Annotated in this window: 20 protein-coding genes and 2 pseudogenes; 13 read left to right on the top strand and 9 right to left on the bottom strand. The window is 62.6% G+C overall.

Annotated features, from left to right (window positions below; translation table 11 throughout):
- Nucleotides 1–2,445: a UvrD-helicase domain-containing protein gene (locus AC1DU8_RS05490; RefSeq protein ID WP_477726534.1), complete on the bottom strand. Its 2,445-nt coding sequence runs from the start codon at nt 2,443–2,445 to the stop codon at nt 1–3.
- Between the two features lie 154 nt (nt 2,446–2,599).
- A complete protein-coding gene (locus AC1DU8_RS05485) occupies nt 2,600–3,949 on the bottom strand; it encodes an NAD(P)/FAD-dependent oxidoreductase (RefSeq protein WP_477726533.1) in 1,350 nt (449 codons plus the stop codon).
- Between the two features lie 233 nt (nt 3,950–4,182).
- On the opposite strand from AC1DU8_RS05485, the gene AC1DU8_RS05480 reads away from it, so the two are divergent.
- The 4 genes from AC1DU8_RS05480 to AC1DU8_RS05465 all read left to right on the top strand — a co-directional run bounded on the left by AC1DU8_RS05480 (nt 4,183) and on the right by AC1DU8_RS05465 (nt 9,658).
- Nucleotides 4,183–4,908 carry a hypothetical protein gene (locus tag AC1DU8_RS05480; protein WP_477689239.1) on the top strand — a complete coding sequence of 242 codons (726 nt, stop codon included), beginning with the start codon at nt 4,183–4,185 and terminating at the stop codon, nt 4,906–4,908.
- A 78-nt stretch (nt 4,909–4,986) separates the two neighbouring features.
- The gene (locus AC1DU8_RS05475; protein ID WP_477689238.1) at nt 4,987–8,001 is read left to right on the top strand and encodes a VIT domain-containing protein; all 3,015 of its coding nucleotides are present in this window, start codon (nt 4,987–4,989) and stop codon (nt 7,999–8,001) included.
- Between the two features lie 216 nt (nt 8,002–8,217).
- Complete coding sequence (locus AC1DU8_RS05470) at nt 8,218–9,195, top strand: GMP reductase (RefSeq protein ID WP_457279983.1); 978 nt, start codon at nt 8,218–8,220, stop codon at nt 9,193–9,195.
- 73 nt (nt 9,196–9,268) lie between these two features.
- A complete protein-coding gene (locus tag AC1DU8_RS05465) occupies nt 9,269–9,658 on the top strand; it encodes a tautomerase family protein (protein ID WP_477701816.1) in 390 nt (129 codons plus the stop codon).
- On the opposite strand, the gene AC1DU8_RS05460 is transcribed toward AC1DU8_RS05465, so the two are convergent.
- Nucleotides 9,655–10,545, bottom strand: a complete 891-nt coding sequence (locus AC1DU8_RS05460) for an alpha/beta hydrolase (protein ID WP_477701817.1) — start codon at nt 10,543–10,545, stop codon at nt 9,655–9,657. The genes AC1DU8_RS05465 and AC1DU8_RS05460 overlap by 4 nt on opposite strands.
- Before the next feature lie 136 nt (nt 10,546–10,681).
- On the opposite strand from AC1DU8_RS05460, the gene AC1DU8_RS05455 reads away from it, so the two are divergent.
- From AC1DU8_RS05455 to AC1DU8_RS05435, 5 genes are all read left to right on the top strand, one after another.
- Nucleotides 10,682–11,368, top strand: coding sequence for a GntR family transcriptional regulator (locus AC1DU8_RS05455; protein ID WP_457279980.1), 687 nt, complete (start codon nt 10,682–10,684; stop codon nt 11,366–11,368).
- Nucleotides 11,369–11,398: 30 nt separating this feature from the next.
- Complete coding sequence (locus AC1DU8_RS05450) at nt 11,399–12,301, top strand: phytanoyl-CoA dioxygenase family protein (protein ID WP_477665580.1); 903 nt, start codon at nt 11,399–11,401, stop codon at nt 12,299–12,301.
- Nucleotides 12,302–12,304: 3 nt separating this feature from the next.
- Entirely contained in the window at nt 12,305–12,892 is a 588-nt protein-coding gene (locus AC1DU8_RS05445) for a hypothetical protein (RefSeq protein ID WP_477707189.1), read from the top strand.
- 19 nt (nt 12,893–12,911) lie between these two features.
- Nucleotides 12,912–14,270, top strand: coding sequence for an NAD(P)H-dependent oxidoreductase (locus AC1DU8_RS05440; protein WP_477665579.1), 1,359 nt, complete (start codon nt 12,912–12,914; stop codon nt 14,268–14,270).
- A 69-nt stretch (nt 14,271–14,339) separates the two neighbouring features.
- Nucleotides 14,340–15,236: an NAD(P)-dependent oxidoreductase gene (locus AC1DU8_RS05435; RefSeq protein ID WP_477701819.1), complete on the top strand. Its 897-nt coding sequence runs from the start codon at nt 14,340–14,342 to the stop codon at nt 15,234–15,236.
- A 133-nt stretch (nt 15,237–15,369) separates the two neighbouring features.
- Here the strand turns inward: AC1DU8_RS05435 and AC1DU8_RS05430 are convergent, their stop codons facing one another.
- Both AC1DU8_RS05430 and AC1DU8_RS05425 read right to left on the bottom strand, forming a co-directional pair.
- Complete coding sequence (locus AC1DU8_RS05430; protein ID WP_431095608.1) at nt 15,370–15,801, bottom strand: VOC family protein; 432 nt, start codon at nt 15,799–15,801, stop codon at nt 15,370–15,372.
- Nucleotides 15,802–15,927: 126 nt separating this feature from the next.
- A pseudogene (locus AC1DU8_RS05425) lies at nt 15,928–16,080 on the bottom strand (TolC family protein); the annotation flags it as partial.
- A gap of 20 nt (nt 16,081–16,100) precedes the next feature.
- Here AC1DU8_RS05425 and AC1DU8_RS05420 point away from each other — a divergent pair.
- Nucleotides 16,101–16,332 (top strand): annotated as a pseudogene (locus tag AC1DU8_RS05420) (oxidoreductase); the annotation flags it as partial.
- 112 nt (nt 16,333–16,444) lie between these two features.
- Here the strand turns inward: AC1DU8_RS05420 and AC1DU8_RS05415 are convergent.
- On the bottom strand, nt 16,445–18,388 hold the full coding sequence (locus AC1DU8_RS05415) for a DEAD/DEAH box helicase (RefSeq protein ID WP_457279975.1): 1,944 nt from the start codon (nt 18,386–18,388) through the stop codon (nt 16,445–16,447).
- A gap of 380 nt (nt 18,389–18,768) precedes the next feature.
- Nucleotides 18,769–19,332: an oligoribonuclease gene (orn, locus tag AC1DU8_RS05410; protein WP_477726532.1), complete on the bottom strand. Its 564-nt coding sequence runs from the start codon at nt 19,330–19,332 to the stop codon at nt 18,769–18,771.
- A gap of 35 nt (nt 19,333–19,367) precedes the next feature.
- Between orn and AC1DU8_RS05405 the strand changes: the two genes are divergently transcribed.
- From AC1DU8_RS05405 to rsgA, 3 genes are read left to right on the top strand one after another with little or no spacing between them, the layout of a single operon-like run.
- On the top strand, nt 19,368–20,657 hold the full coding sequence (locus tag AC1DU8_RS05405; RefSeq protein WP_477726531.1) for a M48 family metallopeptidase: 1,290 nt from the start codon (nt 19,368–19,370) through the stop codon (nt 20,655–20,657).
- Nucleotides 20,654–20,974, top strand: a complete 321-nt coding sequence (locus tag AC1DU8_RS05400; protein WP_457279972.1) for a 4a-hydroxytetrahydrobiopterin dehydratase — start codon at nt 20,654–20,656, stop codon at nt 20,972–20,974. Before AC1DU8_RS05405 ends, AC1DU8_RS05400 begins: the two co-directional genes overlap by 4 nt.
- On the top strand, nt 20,971–21,954 hold the full coding sequence (gene rsgA, locus AC1DU8_RS05395) for a ribosome small subunit-dependent GTPase A (protein WP_457279971.1): 984 nt from the start codon (nt 20,971–20,973) through the stop codon (nt 21,952–21,954). The genes AC1DU8_RS05400 and rsgA overlap by 4 nt, the downstream gene beginning before the upstream one ends.
- A 37-nt stretch (nt 21,955–21,991) precedes the next feature.
- Here rsgA and hisC read toward each other — a convergent pair whose 3' ends face one another.
- Nucleotides 21,992–23,086 carry a histidinol-phosphate transaminase gene (hisC, locus tag AC1DU8_RS05390; protein WP_477701823.1) on the bottom strand — a complete coding sequence of 365 codons (1,095 nt, stop codon included), beginning with the start codon at nt 23,084–23,086 and terminating at the stop codon, nt 21,992–21,994.
- Nucleotides 23,083–24,111, bottom strand: a complete 1,029-nt coding sequence (locus AC1DU8_RS05385) for a CobD/CbiB family protein (protein WP_457279969.1) — start codon at nt 24,109–24,111, stop codon at nt 23,083–23,085. The genes hisC and AC1DU8_RS05385 overlap by 4 nt, the downstream gene beginning before the upstream one ends.
- Nucleotides 24,112–24,148 lie beyond the last annotated feature (37 nt).

Raw genomic sequence — 24,148 nt, 5'->3', positions numbered from 1 at the left:
CTACACCACCGTCAGTTTGGCCACGCTCAGGGCCAGCCACTTCACACCGTGCCGCGTGAAGTTGATCTGTGCGCGCGCATCGTCGCCGCTGCCCTCCAGCATCAGCACTTTTCCTTCGCCGAACTTGGCATGGAACACTTCCATGCCGCTTTTGAGCCCATGCGAAGGCGCATTCTTCTGAGGCGGCACCGGCGGGTTGGCAAAACGCTCTGCGCTGCCGGCTTTTGAAGAAAAAACGCCGCTAGCCCAATCTCCACGTGCGTTACCAGCTCCTGAATTGCTAGCACCAGCCCATCCGCCGGAGCCCATGCCCGACGCAAAACCGGGGTTCTTCGGCGTGATCCACTTGAGTGCGGCTTCGGGCAACTCGTCAAAAAACCGGCTCTTGAGGTTGTAGCGCGTCTGGCCGTGCAGCATGCGGGTTTGCGAATGACTGAGATACAGGCGCTTGCGCGCGCGCGTGATCGCGACATACATCAGGCGGCGTTCTTCTTCCAGGCCATCGCGGTCGCTCATCGAGTTCTCGTGCGGAAAGATGCCGTCTTCCAGGCCGGTGATGAAGACGCAGTCAAACTCCAGCCCTTTGGACGAATGCACGGTCATGAGCTGCACCGCATCCTGCCCGGCCTGGGCCTGGTTGTCGCCCGACTCCAACGCGGCGTGCGTAAGAAAGGCCGCCAGGGGCGACAACGTCTCGCCGGTCTCGGTGTCAGGCGCCAGGGCCTCGGGCAAAGGCTCGCTGACAAGCGGCGCGGATGGGTCCAGCCCCTGGCTGGCCGGTGACTGCGTGAGCCGCGCGCCCAGTTCGTCGACCGGCAGCGCCACTGCGTCACGGCCAAAACCTTCCTGGCTGACGAAAGACTCGGCAGCATTGACCAGTTCGGCCAAATTCTCCAGCCGGTCCTGGCCTTCCTTTTCGGTCTTGTAGTGCTCTTCGAGGCCGCTGTGCTGCAGCACCAGTTCAATGATCTCCCGCAGCGTCAGCCCCGTGGTCTGCTCGCTCAGCACCTGGATTTTGGCGGCAAAGGCGCCGAGGTTCGCACCCGCCTTGCCCGGCACAGCGCTCACGCCGTCGTACAGCGAACAGCCGGCCGCACGCGAGATGTCCTGCAACTGCTCAATGCTGCGCGCGCCAATCCCGCGCGGCGGAAAATTGACGATACGCATGAAGCTGGTGTCGTCGTGTGGATTCTCCAGCAGGCGCAAGTAAGCCAGCGCATGCTTGATTTCAGCGCGCTCGAAAAAGCGCAGGCCGCCGTAGACGCGGTAAGGCACACCGGCGTTGAAGAGCGCGGTTTCCATCACCCGGCTTTGCGCATTGCTGCGGTAAAGCAGCGCGATCTCCTTGCGTTCGGTGCCGTCACGCACCAGTTGCTTGACCTCATCCACAAACCACTGGGCCTCGGCAAAATCGCTGCTTGATTCGTACACCCGCACCGGTTCACCCGGACCCGCTTCGGTGCGCAGGTTTTTGCCCAGGCGTTTGCTGTTGTGGCTGATCAGCTCGTTTGCTGAATCAAGAATATTGCCGAAGCTGCGGTAGTTGCGCTCGAGTTTGATCTGATGTGTCACCTCGAACTCGCGCACAAAGTCAGCCATGTTGCCCACACGCGCGCCGCGAAAGGCATAGATGCTCTGGTCGTCATCACCCACCGCCACCACTGAGCCGCCCGGCATCGCGCCGGTGCCCTGGATCGCATCGGGCCCTTGCCCTGCCAGCATCTTGATCCACGCGTATTGCAGCTTGTTGGTATCCTGAAACTCGTCGATCAGGATGTGGCGAAAGCGCCGCTGGTAGTGCTCGCGCACCGGCGCGTTGTCACGCAGCAGTTCGTAGCTGCGCAGCATGAGTTCGCCGAAATCCACCACGCCTTCGCGCTGGCACTGCTCTTCATACAGGGCATAAATTTCGACCTTCTTGCGGCCTTCCTCATCGCGCACCTGCACGTCTTTGGCGCGCAGGCCGTCTTCCTTGTTGCCGGCAATAAACCACATCAGCTGCTTGGGCGGAAAACGTTCGTCGTCCACATTGAACTGCTTGCACAGGCGCTTGATGGCTGAGAGCTGGTCCTGTGTATCGAGGATCTGGAAACTCTGCGGCAGGTTGGCCAGCTTGTAGTGCGCGCGCAAAAAGCGGTTGCACAGGCCGTGGAAGGTGCCTATCCACATGCCGCGCACATTCACCGGCAGCATGGCCGACAGCCGCGCCATCATTTCCTTGGCGGCTTTATTGGTGAAGGTGACAGCCAGAATGCCGCCGGGCGACACCTGGCCGGTTTGCAGCAGCCAGGCGATGCGTGTGGTCAGCACACGGGTCTTGCCGGACCCGGCACCGGCCAGGATCAGCGCATGCGTATTGGGCAGCGTGACCGCTGCGAGTTGCTCCGGGTTAAGGTTTTGCAGCAGAGGGGAACTGGAGACTTCTGTGGGGACTTCTGGGAACATCCCCCATTGTAGAAAGAACACCGGCTCCGGCACTGTGCCGGGATGCTCCCCGTCCGCCCGAGGCAGATTTTTCTTCACCAGCCGGGGCCGCGGGTCTGGCTTTGCCAGCCCTCGGGGGCAGGGAGCTTGCGCGTTGTGAGCGACCGTGGGGGCTCTAGCTCCCGTCCGTCTTCAGGATGGTCTCGCCCTTGAGCGCTCCTACGTCGCGGATGGCCATGCGGTGGCGCTTCCAGCCGTCCCAGGTACGGCGGAAATTCGCCAGCGAAATACCGTAATAGATCGCCTTGAACATGCGCAGCCGTCCCCAGAACGGCGTCTTGCCGAAAATATCTCCCGCCAGAAGTGACAGCAGGGCTTCCTTGACGCGCAGCGGGTTGGCCGGGTGCATGAACATGTGCCGGATGGTCGGGTTGGTCACGCGGTAGATGAACCACGAATACTCGCTCGGGCCCTTGCGCATCATGGCTTCGAAGCTTTTGCGCACAGCGGGCAGGTCGGCCGGCTGGTCAAGCGCCGTTGCCACCAGCTCGGCACCGTCAAAAGCGCTGTGCATCGCAAGGTAAACACCTGACGAGAACATCGGGTCGATGAACGTGAATGCATCGCCCAGCATCAGGTAGCGGTCGCCGGTAGCGTGGGTGCTGCTGTACGAAAAATTACCGGTGGCATGCACGGCGTCATCGACCAGCGTGGCATTGGCAAGACGCCGTTTCAGCTCCGGCGCCAGGGCAATGGTGTCCATGAAGAACTTGCGCAGCGGCTTTTCGCGCGACTTCAGGTAATACGGCCAGCACACCGCGCCGACACTGGTGGTGCCGTCGGCCAACGGAATAAACCAGAACCAGCCGTGCGGAAACCAGCAGATGCTGATATTGCCTTCGCGCTTTCCCTGCAGCCGCTCGACATTCGTGAAATGGCCAAACAGCGCCGTACTGTTGTGTTCCTTGCTCTTGGCTTTGGAGCGCAGCTTGTTCGCCAGCAGCGTGTCGCGCCCGGAAGCGTCCACCACGAAGCGGGCCCGCCAGCTGCGCTTCGCGCCGCCCTCCAGCTCCGCCTGAACGGTGGCGCCTTCCGCGTCAAACACCACATCGCGCACGGTGCAGCCTTCGAGCGTTTTTGCCCCACGCGTCGCCGCGTTGCGAAACAACAGTTCGTCGAGATCAGAGCGCCGCACCTGCCAGGCCGAAGGCATCGATTTGTCCCAGGCGTCGGCGAATTCGATGTAACTGCAGTGCGCGTGTTCGGGTGAAACAAACTCGATGCCCCATTTGGGCATGCCGATGCGGTCAACCTGGTCGCGCACCCCCAGGCGTTCGAAAAGCTCCACATTGGCCGGAAGCAGCGATTCACCGATGTGGAACCGCGGGTGGTGCGCTTTTTCGAGCAGCACCACGTCGCGCCCCTGGGCGGCCAGCAAGGCTGCAATGGTGGAGCCGGCCGGGCCGCCGCCCACAATCAGTACGTCACAGGTGGAAGTAGATGCAGAAGCGGGGATTTCGTTCATGGCAGGCATTGGCTATGGGTTCGCGCAACGGCATGTCAGGCACGCCGCTGCAATTGTGAAAGACTGCGCGCAGGGTAACACCGCTCGCGCCGCGCGTTCAACTTTGCCTCTTTTGAAATTGTATGGTTCAGTTTCTTCTGCACCCGCCGGGTATACGCCGGACTGCGACCGGGAAACCCGTAAATCCCCGCCCGGCCGCAGCTTCTGCGAACATAGCCATATTTGGGGTTTTCATGACTACAGGTTTGGGCCCATCAGGGCCTGCTTGGCTGGCCGCCAGCCTTTTGGCGGTGGGCCTCGGTTTTGCCGGCATGGCGCGTGCGCAGTCGTCCTGCTCCAGCGACGGCCAGGGCCGGCCGGTGATGCTGCTTGAGCGTTTTATCAATGCCAACTGCGACACCTGCTGGGCCGACCCGGCCACTCCGCAAGCCACGGCCGGCCAGGTTGCGCTGGATTGGGTAGTTCCGGGCGACAAGGGCAGCGACGCCCCGCTGTCCGCCGTCGCCGCAAGCGAAGGATTGCAACGGCTGGAGGCGCTGCGCCAGGCCGTGCCCGCACAGAGCCTGGCCACCACCTCGCCCATCAAAGCCATCAAGGGCGCCACCCTGCGTGTCGCGCATGGTCTGCCGCTCAGCGGCTACCTGGGCACTTCCATCGAGCTCAAGCCCATCCCGGCCGCCGCAAAGGGCCGCCAATGGACAGCCTGGCTTGCCCTGGTCGAAACCTTGCCGGCCGGCACCGAAGGTTCCCCGGTCGAGCGGAATTTGATTCGAAACGTGCTCCAGACCAATTGGAACGGGCGCAAGCAGCTATCAAAAACAGAGCAAAACCGGTTCTTTGATGCACGCTCCATGAGCATTGCGGAGGGCGCCAACCCGGACCGGATGCACGTGGTGGGCTGGGTGGAAAACGAAAAAGGCCTGGTGGTGGCCGCGGCGCAGTCGCGCTGCGTGCCTTAAAAATATTTCGCGCCATTTAACCCCTTTGTGTTGCGTGCGCCGTTTCACGGTGCATCGCCAACAACAAAAGGGGTTTTCATGCCAAACGGTTTTCACGGCTTCACGGGATTCACCCGGCTGACTGCCGCCCGCCTCCTTCAGGCCACCGCCGCAGCCTGCTTCAGCCTGCAGGCGCTGGCGCTCAGCCCGATGCCGCAGCCTTTCCCCAACGGAAAGTTCGCGCCGCCGCCCGACTGGCGGCCGCCGGTCATCGCCGTGAACCATGCGGGCCAGCCCATCCAGCTGCGGGCCGTTTCCATCGAAGTCGACCTCTTCGGCGACCAGGCCCGTACCAGCGTCGAGCTGCGCCTTTTCAACCCCAACCCCCGCGTGCTCGAAGGCGAGCTGCAGTTCCCACTGCAGGAGGGCCAGGTCGTGACCGGCTTCGCGCTGGATATCAACGGCCAATTGCGCGACGCAGTACCTGTACCCAAGGCCAAAGGACAGGAGATCTTTGAAGACATACGCCGCCGGCGCGTAGACCCGGGCCTGCTGGAAGCCGCCGCCGGCAACCAGTACAAGCTGCGCGTTTATCCCATCCCGGCCCAGGGAGAGCGCCGCGTGCTCATCACATTCAACGAGACCCTGCCGCGCCAGCGCGATGCGGGTGTACTGAGGGTGCCGCTGGTGTTCGCGTCAAGCGTGGGCCAATTGCAGGTGAAGGTGCGCGCCCATGGCGCAGCCCACCGGGACGTGGAACTGCTGCAGGCGCCCGCCGGCACCGAGCTGAACGCCAGCGCCACCGGCACAGAACTGGCCCTGCAAAAAACGCACTGGCAGGCGCCCCAGGGCCCTGCGGGCTGGCTTCAGGTGGCGCTGCGCCGCACCGGCAAGCCGCAGGTCATGGTCGGTGAATCTGCCGGCAAGCCGTTCTTTGCCGGGCAACTCGACGTGCGCGATGAGCTGGTGAGACGGCCCGCCCCTGCACACATCGCGCTGGTGTGGGACGCATCGGCTTCGGCCGCCGCGCAGGCCCGGGTGCTGCCGGTGCTGGAGGCTTACTTCCGCAAGCTGGGCAAGCCCGTCAAGCTCAGCCTGCTCGTGGTGCGTAACAAGGCCGAGGCTGTGCGCAGCTTCACCGTCACGCCGGGCCGCTTCGGTGAACTGGCCGATGCATTGCGCGCAGAGCCCTTCGACGGCTCCAGCAATTTTGACGACCTGCCCATTCCCGCCGACGTGGACACCACCCTGATGGTGACCGACGGCCTGATGACGGACGGTAAAAAACTCATTCGCTACACCCACACGGCACCGGTGATGGTGATCAACGGCGCAGCCTCCGCCGACATGGCGCGCCTGGCCAGGCTGGCCGACCGCACCGGCGGTGCGCTGGTCGATGCTGCGCTGCAATCGCCCGAAGAGGGCGCGCAAGCCATGCTGATGCACGGCTGGCGCATTGAGAAGCTGGACAGCCTGTCCGCGCGGCAACTCGTGACGCCGACAACGCGGATCAGCCAGGGCCGCGTCTCGGTGGCAGGCGAGCTGCTGGACAGCACCGCCCGCATCGACATCACGCTGGCGCACCCGGACGGCCGCAAGCGCACACTGGCGCTGCAGGTCAGCGCCAAGCCGGTCAGCGGCCACTGGCCCGGCCAGCAGTGGGCCCAATGGCGCAGCGCCGAGCTGGCTGAAAATGCCGGCCTGCACAGCGCAGAACTTCAGCGCATCGCGGCGGCGCACGGCGTCGTGGGCCCCAACAGCTCGCTGATCGTGCTGGAGCTGGCCACCGACTATGCACGCTACAACCTCCCGGCCCCGCCCGAGCTGGCGGATGAAGTGGCGCGGCTGGGCCAGCAACAACTCGCACAGGCCGCGCAGACGCGGCAGTCACACATTGAGGCCATGGTGAGGCAGTTTGACGAGAAGCAGCGCTGGTGGGGCAGGGACTTTCCCAAGGAAGCACCCAAACATGCGGAGCCCAAGGCCGAGAAGCACATCAGCCAGGGCGGCCTCGGCAGTCTGGCCGGCACAGCACGGTCGCGCGAGCAAGCCCAGGGCGCACCCGCAGCACCACTTTCCTTCGCCCCTGCTGCCCCTGCCGCTGCAGCCCCCGCAGCCGCACCGGCCGTAATGGCCGAAGCACGCTCCGACGTCATGGACAAACGCAGTGCCAAGGCGGTTGCCGCCGCGCCCGTAGCCACCATCGCGCTGCAGGCCTGGGTGCCCGACGCGCCCTACATGAAGCGCCTGCAGAATGCCGGCAAGGACGAGCTCTACCGCGTCTATCTCGACGAACGCGCCGCCTACCTCAGCAGCAGCTCTTTCTACATGGATGCAGCGGGCGTGTTCTTTGACCGCGGCCTGCCCGAGCTGGGGCTGCGCGTGCTCTCCAACCTCGCGGAGATGAACCTGGAGAACCGCCAGCTGCTACGCCTTTACGCCTACCGCCTGGTGCAGGCGCGCCGCAACGACCTGGCCGTGCCGGTGTTCGAACGCATCAGCGAACTGGCGCCCAATGAGCCGCAGTCCTGGCGCGACCTGGGCCTGGCGCTGGCCGAGAGCGGCCAGCCGCAGCGCGCCGTCAACGCCTTGTGGGAAGTGGTGTCGCAGCCCTGGAACGGCCGCTTCGCCGGCATCAACATGATTGCGCTGGCTGAACTCAACGCGATTGCCGCCCAGCCCGTCGCCAGCGGCCAGCCGGCGCTGGACATGAGCCTTGTGGACACGCGCCTTCGCCGCAACCTGCCGCTGGCCTTGCGTGTGGTCATGGCCTGGGATACCGACGACACGGACATCGACATGTGGGTGAGCGACCCGAACGGTGAAAGGGCCAGCTATGCGAATCGGCTGACCCATCAGGGCGGCGCGATGAGCCCCGACGCCAGGGGTGGCTACGGGCCGGAGGAGTTTTCGCTAAAGACCGCCAAAGCCGGCAAGTACAGCGTGGAGGCGCAGTTCTACGGTCACCGCCAGCAGGTGCTGTCGGCTGGCACCACGGTGATGGTGCGCGTTACCACCGGGTTCGGCACGCCGCAGGCACGTGATGAGTGGACGACCTTGCGCCTGGCGCGCGGCCAGGAAACCGTGCGCGTGGCCGAGGTCGAAGTGCGCTGACGCCTCGCTTCAAACACAAGATGCCACTATGCATATAAAGGCTATACCGCTTTGCAGGGTAACGCCCGCTTGAGAGGCGCATAAAATCAATCACCGGGCCCAAGCAATTGCGCCCGGTTTTTTGTTTCAGCCTTGCCCACGCAAGCGCCTGCCAGCAAGCCGGTCCAGTCCAAGCGCCTTCTGTTCTTCAACAGTTTTTTCAAAGGCTTGGGAATCATGGAAATCTTCGACTACGACAACATTCTGCTGCTGCCGCGCAAATGCCGCGTGGAAAGCCGTTCTGAGTGCGACGCCAGCGCGACGCTGGGCGGCCGCAGCTTTCGCATCCCGGTGGTGCCGGCCAACATGAAGACGGTCATCAATGAGGAGATCTGCGCCTGGATGGCAAAGAATGGCTACTTCTACGTGATGCACCGCTTCGACCTGGACAACGTGCAGTTCGTGAAAGACATGAAAGCCCGCGACGCCTACGCCTCGATATCCCTGGGCGTGAAAAAACCAGACTACGACACGGTGGACCGCCTGGCCGCCGAGGGCCTGGTGCCCGACTACATCACCATCGACATCGCGCACGGCCATGCCGACACGGTGCAGAAGATGATCGCCTACCTCAAGCAGAAGCTGCCGGCATCCTTCGTGATCGCCGGCAACGTGGGCACGCCCGAAGCGGTGATCGATCTGGAAAACTGGGGCGCCGACGCGACCAAGGTCGGCATCGGCCCCGGCAAGGTCTGCATCACCAAGATGAAAACCGGTTTCGGCACCGGCGGCTGGCAACTGTCGGCGCTCAAGTGGTGTGCTCGCGTGGCGACCAAACCCATCATTGCCGACGGTGGCATTCGCGAGCACGGCGACATCGCCAAGTCGGTGCGCTTTGGCGCGACCATGGTGATGATCGGCTCCATGCTGGCGGGCCTGGAAGAAAGCCCGGGCAAGACCGTCGAAGTGGACGGCAAGCTCTTCAAGGAATACTACGGCAGCGCCTCGGACTTCAACAAGGGCGAGTACAAGCACGTCGAAGGCAAGCGCATCCTGGAGCCGGTCAAGGGCACGCTGGCCGATACCTTGCGCGAGATGGAAGAAGACATCCAGAGCTCCATCAGTTACGCCGGCGGCACGAAGCTGCTGGACATCCGCAAGGTCAACTATGTGACCCTGGGCGGCGACAACGCGGGTGAACACCTGCTGATGTAGGCCGGCGGTAACAAATAGTAGCGAGGCCGGCTCCGGCGACAATAAGCCTTGTTCCTGAAGAGACCCACTCCCCTTGCCCACCGCAGCCATTGAAGTACGCCGGCCCTGTTCCGGCGAAGAAGAAGCAGCCCTCATGGACGCCGTCCAGGAGGCGTTGACCTCTGCGCTGAAGGTGCCGCTCTGGACGACCTCCATCCGGCTGGTTGTCCATGAGCCGCAGCGCTTTCGTGCGCCGCCCGACAAAGGCGACCGCTACACGCTGGTGACGATCGACTGTTTCGTCGGGCGATCCCTGGAAACAAAACGCGCCCTGTACCAGGCCATCGTGCAAAAACTCGGGCTGTGCGGCATTCCCGCAGACCACGTGAAAGTGCTGCTGCGTGAGGCGTCACGCGAAAACTGGGCGATCCGGGGCGGCCTGCCGGCGTCCGACGTGGTGCTGGAGTACGACGTCGATATCTAGGACCGGCTACCCGCCAGCAGTTGCAATGCAAGCTGGTGCAGGCGGTGAGACGGCTCCGTCAGCGCCTCCAGGATGCTGAAATGGTTTCGCCCCAGATGGGACTCGCAAACCGGCACCACCCCGGCGCCCCAGGCTTGCTGGATCGACACGTTCTGGCGCAGAAACTCCGCGCTTTCGTCGGCACCCGCCACGCTGTACAAGGTACCGCGGCCCGGCGCCGGCAGCAGGGCCGGGCTGGCCTTGAGCACCTGTTCAGGCGTGAGTTTCAGCGAATCCTTCAGGAAAGGCGTGTGGCGCATGGGTTCAAGGTCGTACAGGCCTGAAATCGACAGGGCATTTTTCAAAAGGTCTGCCGGCAGGTCGCGGGCATAGGCCTGCCAGTCGCACGCCATCAACATGGCAGCCAGGTGTCCGCCGGCTGAATGGCCTACCACCGTGATGCGGGACGGATCCCCGCCGTAGCGGGCAATGTGGCGCCAGGTCCAGGCCAGCGCCGCCACCATCTGCATCGTGATCTGGGGAATGGTCACCGCGGGGCACAGCGCATAGTTCGGCACCACGACGCAGGTGCCGGCCTGCGTAAAGGCCGGCGCCACAAAGGAATGGTCGGCCTTGTCGAGAGACCGCCAGTACCCGCCGTGAATGAACACCAGCACCGGCGCACCGGCCTGGCCCTGGGTGCCGCCATGGGTGGCGAAATCACCCGCCGGAAACACGTCGAGCATTTCACCCGCATGGTTGCCATAGGGAATATCGATCTGGCAGGGCACGCGCTTGCGAATGGCTTGCGAGCTGTCAGCCCAGCGCGTGAAATACACCCCGTGGTCCGACACGAGAGCCCGGTTGTTGTACATGCGGTCAAGCCAGGCGGGATCGGGCTGGGTCATTGTTCTTCTCCTCAAAGTGTCAAAACGGCTTCAATGGGTGCCATCTTGGCACAGCCCGGCCGCCCGCAGCCATTTACGGGTAAACCCGAAATTTCAGGTCTTCGATCACAGTGTATTCTGTATACAGAGTACGAATATGACGCAACAACTGATCAAAATCGAATCCACGCCCGACCTCGTCGACCAGGTCTACCGCAGCCTGCTGGACGCCATCAGCGAAGGCTCGCTGGCACCGGGTGCGCGCATCATGCAGGAAGACATTGCCGAGCAACTCGCGGTGTCGCGACAACCGGTACTGCAGGCTTTGCGCCTTTTGAAGAAGGACGGCTTTGTACTGGACGCCCCGGGGCGCGGCGTGCTGGTGGCGCCACTGGACGTGGCCTGGCTGGTACAGATCTACCAGGTGCGCAGTGCACTCGATGCGCTGGCCGCCCGGCTGGCCGCGCAAGGCCGCTGCCGGCTCGACCCGCAACTGATCAGCCAGGGCCGCAAGGCCGCGCGGGGCGGCGACGTCAAGGCCATGATGGCGGCCGACGCGCAATTTCACGCGGCCATTTACGCCGCCTCGGGCAACCCGTTGATCGCCCAGAGCGCGCAGCTGCACTGGCACCACATCCGCCGCGCCATGGGTGCTGTGCTGCAGGTATCAACCATGCGCGAATCGATCTGGGATGAGCACGAAGCCATTGCCGAGGCCATCGCGGCCGGTGATGAAACCCAGGCCGAAGCGCTGATCCGCGAGCATGGCGAGGAAGCGGGCCACAACCTGGCAAACCTGCTGTCCAGCGCACTCAGCCAAACCGGCGCTCGCGCAGCGCCCTGACACCCGACAACACACACCAGGAGACATGCGATGAAACTGACCCCGGAGCAACTTGCGCAATTCGACCGCGACGGCTACCTGTTTTTCCCCGGTCTCTTCACACCCGAAGAAACCCGGGCGCTCAACGATGCCGTGCCCGAGCTCTACAGCCGGCGCGAAGACTACAACGTGCGCGAAAAGGGCAAGGACGCGGTGCGCACCAACTTCGCCGCGCACATGTACAGCGAACCTTTCGCGCGGCTGGCGCGGCACCCGCGCATGATCGAGCCGGTGGAAGACCTGCTGGGCGAGAAGCTCTACATGCACCAGTTCAAGATCAACGGCAAGATGGCGTTTGAAGGCGACGTGTGGCAGTGGCACCAGGACTACGGCACCTGGCTCAACGACGACATGATGCCGACCGAGCGCGCGATGAATGTGGCCATCTTCATGGACGACGTGACCGAGCACAACGGCCCGCTGATGTTCATCCCCGGTAGCCACAAGAAAGGCGTGGTCGATGCGAAACACGACCTGACCACCACCAGCTACCCGCTCTGGACGGTGGACAACGATTTGATCCGCCAGCTGGTGCAGCGCGCCGGCGGCAAAGGCACTTACGACGCGGCGGGCCGCCACGTCGGGGGCGGCATCGTCAGCCCCAAGGGCCCGGCCGGCTCGATGATCCTCTTTCACTCCTGCCTGGTGCACGCCTCAGGCAGCAACCTTTCGCCCTTCAACCGGGTAAGCGTTTACCTGAGCCTGTGCGCCATCAGCAACCACATCCGCCGCCACAAGCGCCCCGAATACATCGCGCACCGCGACTTCACGCCGATCGAATGCCTGCCCGACGACTGCCTGCTCAAAGACTACCCGGTGGATCTGCCGTGGAAGGACGGCGTGCCGGCGAGCGCGCTGCAAACCTCGATGGAAGAACTGAAATTGGCTGCGTAACCATTGGCAGAACTGATGATGAATATGAATCGCTTGGCTTGTATCGCTTTCGGAATTGGCCAATTTATTGCGTCACCCGCAACTGCCGAGGAGGAACTCGGTGGTCCAGGCACTCATTGCGAAACGCATGAACTGGTCGTGTTGTCGTGCCCAATCGCGGGGAAAAGCGATAAACACATGTCGATCTGCCGCACATCTGCCCAGACATCCGCGAATGCCTACATGCAATACCGTTTTGGCAAACTAGGTCAGACTCCCGAGCTGACATATCCAGCTACGACCCAAATGCACGCCAGGGAAGCGTTTCAGTTTTCCGTACGTAGCCCGAATGGTTGGACAGGTGCAGATAACCTTCATTTCAAAATCGGCCAAGCGTCGTACACCGTGTACCAATTTTCCTCTGCGCGATTCCCTGAAAAAGAAGCAGGCGTCGTAGTACGCGTGGGAGAAAAAAAACCCATATACATCGAATGCACGGAATCCAGCACGAGTCATTACAGAGACCTTAACGAACTGCGCAAGTTGGAATTACCTGAGATGACAACCCCCGTCGTCTTCGGTCCAAAAGCAAACAAGATTTATCGAAATTAATCAGCAAGACCGCTCATCCATGAACCTTTACTCCAAACTCCAGCAGCGCGCGGCCGAAGGCAAACCGGTGCGCATCGGCCTTATAGGCGCCGGCAAATTCGGCTCCATGTACCTGGCGCAAGTTCCACGGACGCCTGGCGTACACCTGGTGGCGATTGCCGACCTGTCGCCTGACGCGGCGCGCACCAACCTCGCCCGTGTGGGTTGGAATCCGGCTCTAGCCCAGGCAAAATCTGCGCAAGCAGCTATCAAAACAGGAGCAACCTGGATCACCGACGACTGGCAGGCAGTGGTGACGCATCCGCAGATCGACATCATTGTGGAATGCACCGGCAATCCGATCGCGGCGGTAGAGCATTGCCTGAAAGCCTTTGCACACGGCAAGCATGTGGTCAACGTCACGGTAGAAGCCGATGCCTTTTGCGGCCCGCTGCTGGCGCGCAAGGCCGCAGAATCCGGCGTGGTGTATTCGCTGGCTTTCGGTGACCAGCCGGCGCTGATCTGCGACCTGGTGGACTGGGCGCGCACCTGCGGCTTTCCGGTGGTGGCGGCAGGACGCGGCCACAAATGGCTGCCGCATTTTTGCGAATCAACACCCGAAACCGTGTGGGGCAACTACGGCCTCACGCCCGAACAGGCCGCGCGCGGAGGGCTCAACCCAAAGATGTTCAACAGTTTTCTCGACGGCTCCAAGCCCTCCATCGAATCGACTGCTGTGGCCAACGCCACGGGCCTGACCGTGCCCAGCAATGGCCTGCTTTACCCGCCGGCCAGCGTGGAAGACATTCCCTACGTGACACGCCCCATCAGCGAAGGTGGCGTGCTCGAGCGCAAGGGTATGGTCGAAGTGATCTCGTCACTCGAAGCCAATGGCCGAAAAATTCCCTATGACATCCGCATGGGCGTCTGGGTCACGGTAGAGGCCGAAACGGACTACATCAAGAACTGCTTTGAGGAATACAACGCGCACACCGACCCGAGCGGGCGCTACTTCACCTTGTACAAACGCTGGCACCTGATCGGGCTGGAAGTCGGCGTGTCGGTCGCCAGCGTCGCGCTGCGCGGCGAGCCCACCGGCGTGGCGACCTGCTGGAACGCCGACGTGGTGGCCACCGCCAAACGCGACCTGAAGCCCGGTGACATGCTGGACGGCGAAGGCGGCTACACCGTGTGGGGCAAGCTGCTGCCGGCCGATACTTCCATGAAGATGGGCGGGCTGCCGCTGGGCCTGGCGCATAACGTCAAGGTCGTGCGTGCGGTCAAGAAAGGCCAGAGTCTGAGCTGGGCCGATGTGGCGATGGACACATCGACCCACGCCTGGAAAGTGCGCCAGGAGATGGAAAGCATGTTTGCGCCGGCGCTGAAAAAAGCCGCCTAGAAAGCTGCCTGACAGCCTTCTCCCCGCCGGTTCCTTCATGATGGTTCAACGCCATTCCGAGGACATGAATTGACCATCACAAGTGACACGCCCCTGCCCCGTATCGCATTTTTGGGCATGGGCATCATGGGCCTGCCCATGGCCAGGCGCCTGTGCGAAGCGGGCTACACACTGCAGGCATGGAACCGCACGCCGGGCAAGGCCGACTCGCTGGCGGCGCTAGGCGCCACGCCACATACACAAACCAGTGCCGCGGTGGCCGCAGCCGACATCGTCATCAGCATGCTCGAAAGCGGCCCGGTCGTGGAAGACGTGCTGTTCACGCAGGGCGTGGCCGCCGCGATGAAACCGGGCGCGCTCTTTTTAGACATGGCGTCCATCCAGCCGCGCGAAGCGCGCGACCATGCGGCGCGCCTGGGCGCATTGGGCATTGCCCATGTGGACGCACCGGTGTCGGGCGGCCCCGGCGGCGCACAAAGCGGCACGCTGGCCATCATGGCCGGAGGCAAGGCGGAAGATTTTGCGCGGGCCCTGCCTGTACTCAAGCACCTCGGCCACGCCGTGCATGTGGGCCCGCACGGCAGCGGCCAGCTCACCAAGCTGGCCAACCAGATGATTGTGGGCATCACCATAGGCGCGGTGGCCGAGGCGCTGCTGTTCACCGCGCGCGGCGGGGCCGACATGGCGAAAGTCAAGGAAGCGATTACCGGCGGCTTTGCCGACAGCCGCATTTTGCAGGTGCACGGCCAGCGCATGGTAGAGCGGGATTTTTCGGCACGCGCCCGGCTGTCGATACAGCTGAAAGACCTGCGCAATGTGTTGGCCACCGCACAGGAAATCGGCTTTGAAGCGCCGGTCACCGCCCTGTTCGAGCAACTTTACGCGGAGGGCATGGAGCATGGCCTGAGCGATCTGGACCATTCGGGCTTGTTTGTCGAGCTGGCCAGCCGCAACGGAATGAACTGACAGCGGCCGGGCCTGCTCGGAAGCTCAGCAGATTGACGTGCGGCAACAGAGCTGGCGAAGTTTCATGTTTCTCCCTGGGCGCCATCGATACGTACGGCGGCTCCTTGATGCCTGCCTGATGGCTGCCCGAGGTTTACTTGATGGCGACCGCATCGGGTGCGCGGGGCAGAAGGTCTCCTCGATAAACGAGATGAATCTTGTTCCCGTCTGGGTCGCGTATGTACGCACCGTAGTAGCCTGCGCCGTACCTGTCTCTAGGGCCTGGCTTGCCATCGTCAGTCCCGCCTTCCTTGATCCCGTTCTCGTAGGCGGCATCGACAGATTCGGGATTCGGAGCGACGAATGCGACCATGCTTCCGTTGCCGGAGGTACAAGGCCTACCGTCGTAGGGAAGATATATATAGAAGCGCGGTAGCTCCGCCCCGGGCATAATCCAGCACGACCAGAGTCGCCCAGGACGGGGCGGGACCAGACGCCTGACGAGGCCCAACGGCAGCAAAATCGCGTCGTAGAAGCGACTGGATATGTCAAGATCGCTGCAGCCGACGGTGATGTGACTGAACATCGGTGTTCCAAAGCAGTTGAAAGTTGGAGCATAGCTGGGCATGTCAGAATATTCAAATAAGTGTTCTAAGCACATGCCAAGCCCCTCTGTTCGATACTCGCAACTGGTTGACTGTGTGGATCTGCCTCAAAATGCGCCGCTCGCCACAGATTCCGGTTTGCCGGGTTGCCAGCCGCCGCCTAGCGCCTTGAAAGCAGCCACCGCTGCGCGTGCTGATTCCGTTTGCGCATGTGCCCGCGTATCGGAGGCACGCAGCAGGTTTTCATCGGCCTGCAAGACTCGATCAAACGGCTTCCAGAATCCCGGCCTACGACCAGGAGCGCAGCGTCGTTGCCCAGGCCATTCAAAGAAAAAGTCCATCAAGCGCCGGAGCCCGACGGGGTGGCCACCACGATTGTCGATGCCGCTTTGGGTACATGGAAAATGCGGCGTACGCCCAAAGGCGAGGCCTCTCTTCTGGCCAGGTTGCGCCGTTTCATGCCAGCTGGCCCTGTCGAAGCAGGCCTGAGGAAAACGTTCGGCCTGGCCTGAACATCTCGCTGCGAAAGCAGGTGCGCCTGTTCTGGGCCATGCGGGCATGAAAAAGGCCGCTGCAGACAGTGTCTGCAGCGGCCTTTGTTTGCCGCAGCGAGGGCGCTAAAGATTAGTCACGCGCTGGCTTGGAAAACTTGCCGGACTTCTTGGCCGCATCACGGGGCACAAATACCTTGCCAGCTGGCTTGGCAAAGCCGCCGGGCTTGCGGTTGGCAAAGTCAGGGCGCGGTGCAAAGCCTTCGTTGCGGGAAGCAAAGCCTTCGTTGCGCGGAGCGAAGTTGCGGTCTTCACGCGGGGCGAAACCGGTGTTGTTGCCGCCGCCGAAGCCGCGGTCATCCTGGCGGCGCGGGCCGCGGTCATTGAAACCGGAACGGTCGCCATAGCCACCCTGTGGTCCAGGAGCGCGGCCCTGGAAGGGAGCGCGGTCGTCACGGTCGTTGTGGCGAGGAGCGCCGAAGCCGCCACCGCCAGCGCCACCACCAAAGCCACCTGCGGGCTTGCGGCCGGCATAGCCGCCACGATCACCACCGCCGCCGCCGAAGCTGCGGCCACCGCGGTCGCCGCGATCACCACCGAAGTTGCCGCGGGGGCGGTCGGAGGTCGGGGCAAAGCGCTGCTGCGGCTCCAGACCGGCGATCACACTGGGCTTGAGGTTCTGCTGCATGTAGTGCTCGATGTCCTGGATCTTGCGGCGATCGCGGAATTCGGCAATCGTGATCGCCTGGCCTTCGCGGCCGGCACGGCCGGTGCGGCCAATGCGGTGCACATAGTCTTCGGCTTTCATCGGCAGGCCGTAGTTGATCACGTGGGTGATCGACGGAACGTCCAGGCCGCGGGCAGCCACGTCGGTCGCGACCAGGATCTGGACGCGGCCATCGCGGAAAGCCATCAGGCGGCGGTTGCGCAGGCCCTGGCCCAGCGCGCCGTGCAGCGCCACAGCGCTGAAACCTTCCTGTACCAGGTCGTTGGCCAGGCCGTCGCATTCAACCTGGGTGCAGGCAAACACGATCGACTGGTTCATGGTGGTGTCGCGCAGCGAATGATCCAGCAGCTTGCGCTTGTGGGTCATGTTGTCGGCCCACAGCAGCGACTGGGTGATCGACGCATGTTTTTCATGCGGCGAGTCGATCTCAACACGCTGCGGCTGGCGCATGACGCGCGTGGCCAGTTGCATGATGCGCGGCGCAAACGTGGCGCTGAACATCATGGTCTGCTTGCGCTCGATCGTGAGCTGGTTGACTTCGGTCAGGTCATCGGCAAAGCCGAGGTCCAGCATGCGGTCGGCTTCGTCGACGACCAGGAACTGCACCTGGTCCAGCTTGATCTGCATGCTGCGCTGCAGGTCGAGCAGGCGGCCGGGGGTGGCCACCACGAGGTCGGCATTTTGCAGCTTGGCAATTTGCAGCTGGTAAGGAATGCCGCCGACCACGTTGGCAATGCGCAGGCCGCGGCAATGGCGAACCAGGTCGATCGCGTCGGCGCAAACCTGTTGAGCCAATTCGCGCGTTGGGCACAAAATCAGCGCGCCGGGCGTGGCAGCCTTGAAGTTGCGCGGGCTGGTCGGGTCTTTGCGCTTGGGTTTTTTCAGCGGTGCTTCGCCGCGGGCGACGGCTTCGGCGCTCAGGCGTTCAAATTCGGAGCGCTCAAAACGCTCGGCTTCTTCCTGCTGTTTCAGCAGGGTGTGCAGCACAGGCAGCAGGAAGGCGGCGGTCTTGCCGCTACCGGTCTGGCTGGAAACCAGCAGGTCGGTGAACTTGGCTTTAGGGTCGCTTTTGGCGTCGTGGTCCAGGGCCTGCATGGCCTTGGGGATGGTGGCCATCTGCACGGACGTCGGCTGGGTAAAACCCATGTCGGCGACAGCTTGCAGGAGTTCCTTGGCCAGGCCCAGCTTCACGAAACCATTGGGTTCGGCTACTACGGCTTCCAGGGAGGTGGGAGCCATCGAAGGCTCGTCCGAAGAAAAATCCGGAATCACGTGGATCACGGCTTCAGCGGCGGTATCAATATTTGTGTCGGGCAAAACGTCGCCACGAGCCTCAAAAGAGTCAGTCATGTTTTTCTCACTAATCACCTGTGCGCAACGCTTTTGGCGAGGGAACAGGAAACTTCACCCCCGCGATGCGGAGGATTCGTTCATGGTTAATAAAACATCAACCATCAAACGAATATGCGGTCCAGGCAGCAGAAATGTGCCCGAAGCGGTGACTCCGTTATTGGAGTCAAAAGTGTGAGGTAGATGTACAAATGCAGGGCACCCAGTGCACTGCAAGCCCACGATTATAGCGTGCTTTGCGGGTTTCTACCAGTCCCCCTGACCAAACGAGTCCATTGCGGCTTCCTGCCGCAGCCGCATGCACGCTGATTTGCTATCATTTCAATAGCTTCTTGCGCCCGTCCTGCCTCGCCAAATCCCAAAAAAGGCTTAAGCCACGTTCACTTCAGAAAGTGTTGCCGGTAGTGCTCAAGCTCGTCAATCGACTCATGCACATCGGCCAGGGCGGTATGGCTCTGGCGCTTTTTGAAGGCGCTGTAAACCTCGGGACTCCAGCGCTTGGCCAGTTCCTTGAAGGTGCTGACGTCAACGTTGCGGTAGTGCAGGAAGGCTTCGAGTTTGGGCATGTACTTGACCAGGAAGCGCCTGTCCTGGCTGATGGTGTTGCCGCACAGCGGCGAAACACCCTTGGGAACGTATCGGGCCAAAAAAGCCAGAATCTGCGCTTCGGCATCTGCCTCGTCCACAGTGCTGACCTTGACCTTGTCGATCAGGCCGCTGCGCCCGTGGGTGCCCTTGTTCCAGTTGTCCATCTGGTCCAGCAACTCGTCGGTCTGGTGGATCGCCAGAACCGGGCCTTCGATGCGCGGCGTGAGTTGCGGACCCGTGACGATGACGGCGATTTCGATCAGGCGCTCTTTTTCCGGGTCGAGGCCGGTCATTTCGCAGTCCAGCCAGACGAGGTTCTGGTCTGATTTTTTGAGTAGGGGTTCAGTTTCAGGCATCTTGCGATTCTCGCTGATCGCCTAAACTGCCAGCCATGACCGACTATTCGCTTGTTTTCACCGGGGTGTTTTCTGCCTTTCTGGTGCTGGGGCTGCTCACGAAGTTCTACCTGGCTTCGCGGCAGATCCGCCATGTGGCCCGAAACCGCGATGCAGTGCCCGCCGCTTTTGCGGCCACGATTTCGCTGCAGGCGCACCAGAAGGCAGCCGACTACACCATTGCCAAGGCGCGCTTCGGCATGCTGGAGATGGCCTTCGCCGCCGCCGTGCTGCTGGGCTGGACGCTGCTGGGCGGCATCGATGCGCTGAACCAGGCCATCGCCGGTTCCGGCCTGACCGCCTGGGGCGCGCTGGTGCCGCAGCTGATCCTGCTGGCCGCTTTTGGCCTCATCAGCGGTTTGCTCGACCTGCCCTTCACCCTTTACAGCACCTTCCGCATTGAAGAGCGTTTCGGCTTCAACAAGATGACCTTGAAGCTCTGGCTGGCCGACCTGGTGAAATCGACGCTGGTCGGCATCGTCATCGGCCTGCCCATCGTGGCGCTCATCCTGTGGCTGATGGGCAGCGCGGGAAGCCTGTGGTGGCTGTGGGCCTGGGGCGCCTGGATGGGCTTTAACCTGCTGGTGCTGGTGCTCTACCCCACCGTCGTCGCGCCGATGTTCAACAAGTTCAAACCGCTCGAAGACGAAACGCTGAAGGCGCGCGTGACGGCCCTGATGCAGCGCTGCGGCTTTGCGGCGAAAGGCCTCTTCGTGATGGACGGCAGCAAACGCTCGGCCCACGCCAATGCCTATTTCACTGGCTTCGGCGCGGCCAAGCGCGTGGTGTTTTACGACACCCTGCTCAAGCAGCTCAACCCCGGTGAAGTTGACGCCGTGCTCGCGCACGAGCTGGGCCATTTCAAGCACAAGCACATCATCAAACGCATCGTTTCGATGTTTGCCATGAGCCTGGCCGGGTTTACCTTGCTGGGCTGGTTGTCGTCGCAGGTGTGGTTCTACACGGGCCTGGGCGTGCGGCCCAACCTCACCGGCGCCAACGACGCGCTGGCACTGCTGCTCTTTTTGCTGGTAGTGCCGCTCTTCAGCTTCTTTGTCTCCCCGGTGTTCGCCCAGTTCTCGCGCAAGCATGAGTTCGAGGCCGACGCCTACGCCGTGGCGCAAACGGATGGCAAGGATTTGCAAAGCGCTTTGCTCAAGCTCTACCAGGACAATGCCAGCACCCTCACGCCCGACCCGGTATTTGTGAAGTTTTACTATTCGCATCCGCCCGCCTCCGAACGGCTGGGCCGCATGATTCCTTCTGTTGAAAGCACCGCGACATGAGCAACCCGATCCACCAAAACCGCCGTGCCCTGAGCGCCACGGAAATCGTCACCCAGCTGAGCAAGCTCAATGGCGAGCAGGCCCTGGGCTGGCGCCTGATCGACGGCTCACTGGAAAAAACCTACGCCTTCAAGAACTACTACGAGACCATCGCCTTCGTGAACGCGCTGGCTTTCATTGCCAATGCCGAAGACCATCACCCCGACCTGGCCGTGAGCTACGGCAAATGCACCGTGCGCTTCAACACGCACGATGTCGAGGGTGTCTCTGTCAGTGATTTTTTCTGCGCGTCGAAGGTTGACGCCTTGCTGGCTTGAGCAAACCGGCACGCCCAGCCGCCGCTCCCGTCGCGGGCACGCGGCCCGGGCTGGTGGTGGCGGGCTTTGGCCGGCACGTGCTGGTGGAGACCGATACCGGCGAGCGTGTGATCTGCCACCCGCGCGGCAAGAAAAGCCAGGCCGTGGTGGGTGACCGCATTCGCTGGCTGCCTTCCGAAGACGAAGGCACCATCGAGAAAATTGAAGAGCGCCGCAACCTGTTTTACCGGCAGGACGAGATGCGCACCAAATCCTTCGCCGCCAACCTCGACCAGGTGCTGATCCTCATCGCAGCCGAGCCCGAGTTTTCGGAAAGCCAGCTGACCCGCGCGTTGATTGCCGCTGAGGCCGAGGGCATCACCCCCATCATCGCCTTGAACAAAAGCGACCTCACCGAGCCTTTCGGGCGCGCCTGGGCCAAGCTGGCGCCCTACCGGGCCATGGGCTACAGAATGCTCTCGCTGGCCATCAAACCCAAAACAGCGACAAGCGGGCCGGCCGATGCCCCGCACCCGGAACTGCAGGAACTGACAGACTTGCTGCGGGACAAAAAAACGCTGGTACTGGGACCTTCAGGCGCCGGTAAAAGCAGCCTGACCAACCTGCTGGTGCCCGATGCACGGGTGCTGACGGCGGAAATATCGCAGGCCCTCAATTCAGGCAAACACACCACCACCAGTACCACCCTGTACTGGGTAAATACCGGCACGGGCGGCCAGAGGAGTACCGCGCTGATCGACTCGCCGGGCTTTCAGGAGTTCGGGCTGCACCACATTGACCCAATGCAGCTGGCCAACTACATGCCCGACCTCAAGGCACACGCCCAGGACTGCAAGTTCTACAACTGCACCCACCTGCATGAGCCGGGTTGTGGCGTTATTTCAGTGGTCAAATCGGGGCCCAGCCCAGATGGAATCAGCGCGAGTCGCTATCGTTTGTATAGCGAACTTTTTGCCGAGCTGTCGCAACCCCGCTATTGACGGGAATTGACGGGCAGCGCCCGGCCGGGCAACAACGTCAGGCCTTGAGCAGCTCGCGGCAGGCCTGCACCAGCGCCTCACATTGCGCCGGCGTGCCCACGCTGATGCGCAAATGCTGGTCGATGCGCGGCTGCCTGAAATGGCGCACCAGGATGTTTTTTTCGCGCAAGCCGATCGCGAGGGCCGCTGCGTCGTGGTCAGGATGGCGAGCCAGCACGAAGTTGGCTTGCGAAGGCAGGACCTCAAAGCCCAGTCCTTGCAGCTGCCGGCTTAACAGATCGCGGCTCTGGATCACGGCCGTGCAGGTCGCTTCAAAATAAGCACGGTCCTCGTAAGCGGCCACGGCGCCGGCGATGGCCAGACGATCCAGCGGATAGGAATTGAAGCTGTCTTTCACCCGCTCAAGGGCTTCGATCAGGTGGCGCTGGCCGGCCGCAAAACCAACACGCAATCCGGCCAGCGAGCGCGACTTGGACAGCGTGTGCACCACCAGCAAATTGGGATAGCGCGCAATCAGACTGATGGCGGTCTCACCGCCGAAATCGACATAGGCCTCGTCCACCAATACCACCCGCTCGGGGTGCCGCAGCAACAGCTGCTCGATGTGCGCCAGCGGCAGGCCGGTGCCGGTGGGTGCGTTCGGGTTGGCAATCACCACGCCTGCGCATGGCGCGGTGTAATCCGCCACATTGATGCGCAGGGACGCATCCAGCGGCACGAGCCCAACCTCAATGCCATAGAGCCCGCAGTACACCTTGTAAAAGCTGTAGCTGACATCCGGCATCAGCAGCGGCTGGCCGTGGCGGAAAAATGCGCAGAAAGCGTGCGCGAGCACTTCATCCGAACCATTGCCGGCAAACACCTGGCCCGCGTCTATGCCGTGGCAGCCGGCAATCGCCCGCCTGAGTGCGTTGGCCTGCGGGTCGGGATAAAGCTGCAGGCCGTTTTGAGCCGCTGCCGTGATGGCGGCAACGACACGGGGCGACGGCGGGTAAGGGTTCTCGTTGGTGTTGAGCTTGACCAGGTCCGCAACGCCGGGCTGCTCTCCCGGCACATACGGCACAAGACCGCGCACCGCAGGGCTCCAGAAGGATTGCCCGAAGGGCAAAGCGGAAGGCGTGCTACCGCTCATCCGAGCAGGCGTGCCAGGGTCAGCAGCGCCAGCAAGACCATCCACAGCACCACGGAACGCCACACCAGCCCCACGATGCTTCGCAGGTGCGCCACTTCGGGCTCCCGGCCAGGCGTGGCTTCTGTGGCGATGCCGTCTTCCGCGTCCAGGCCACCCGCCTGGAAACTTTGCGAGGTGTCCGCCGAAAACGTGGTCTTGAGCGCTTCGCCGCCCAGGCGCACGTTCACGGCACCGGACGTAGCAGCCAGGATGATCCCGTCGTTGCGGTTTTCAGAGGCCGAAGGTGTGCCAACCGGAAACCGATGCGTGTAGTTGCGCCAGGCATCAATGGCGTCTTCAAAACTGCCGACCACCGCGAAGCCCAGCGAGGTGACACGGGCGGGCACAAAATCAATCACGCCCCAGGCTCGGCTTGCGGCGAGCTGCAACGCCGTGCTGGCGCCCTCGCCTGCCGCGGCGGCGGTCCTTCTTTTATAGGCCCAGTAGCGTGAAACGAACTCGCTCATGCGGTAGAGCACGGCGCCTGCGGGCCCCAGCCCCAGCGCAGCGAGCACCGAAAACCAGCCCAGCACGCCGAACACATGGCGGTGCGCGGCCAGCACCGAATATTCAATCACGTGGCGGACGATTTCGCTGCGTGGAAGCTCGCTCGCATCGACCTGGCGCCACTGCGCCAGCAATTCGCGCGCTGTCGTTTCGTCGCCGTCATCCAGCGCATCGCGTATGTCCGTGAAGTAGTGGCTGAACTGCCGGAAGCCCAGCGTGACATAGAGGATTGCCACGTTCCACGCAAAAGCCAGCACGGGATTGATGGTCCACAGCAGCCAGTGAATCAGGAAGGTGACCAGCGCCGGCACCAGCACGGCGACCGTCCATGCGATCCAGCCATGGTGCGGTTTGCCGGCATCCAGGCTGCGGTTGGTCCAGCGGGCCCAGCCCCGAAATCCCGCATGAATCCAGTTGCCGCGGGCCAGCGGACGGGCCTGTTCGATGATGAGTGCAAACAAAACGGCAAAAAAGCTCATGAGGAATCATAACTTGGCCCCCACGGTCGCTCACTTC

It is taken from the genome of Polaromonas sp. P3_A5, assembly GCF_056403055.1.
This window is presented reverse-complemented; position numbering and strand designations above follow the sequence as displayed.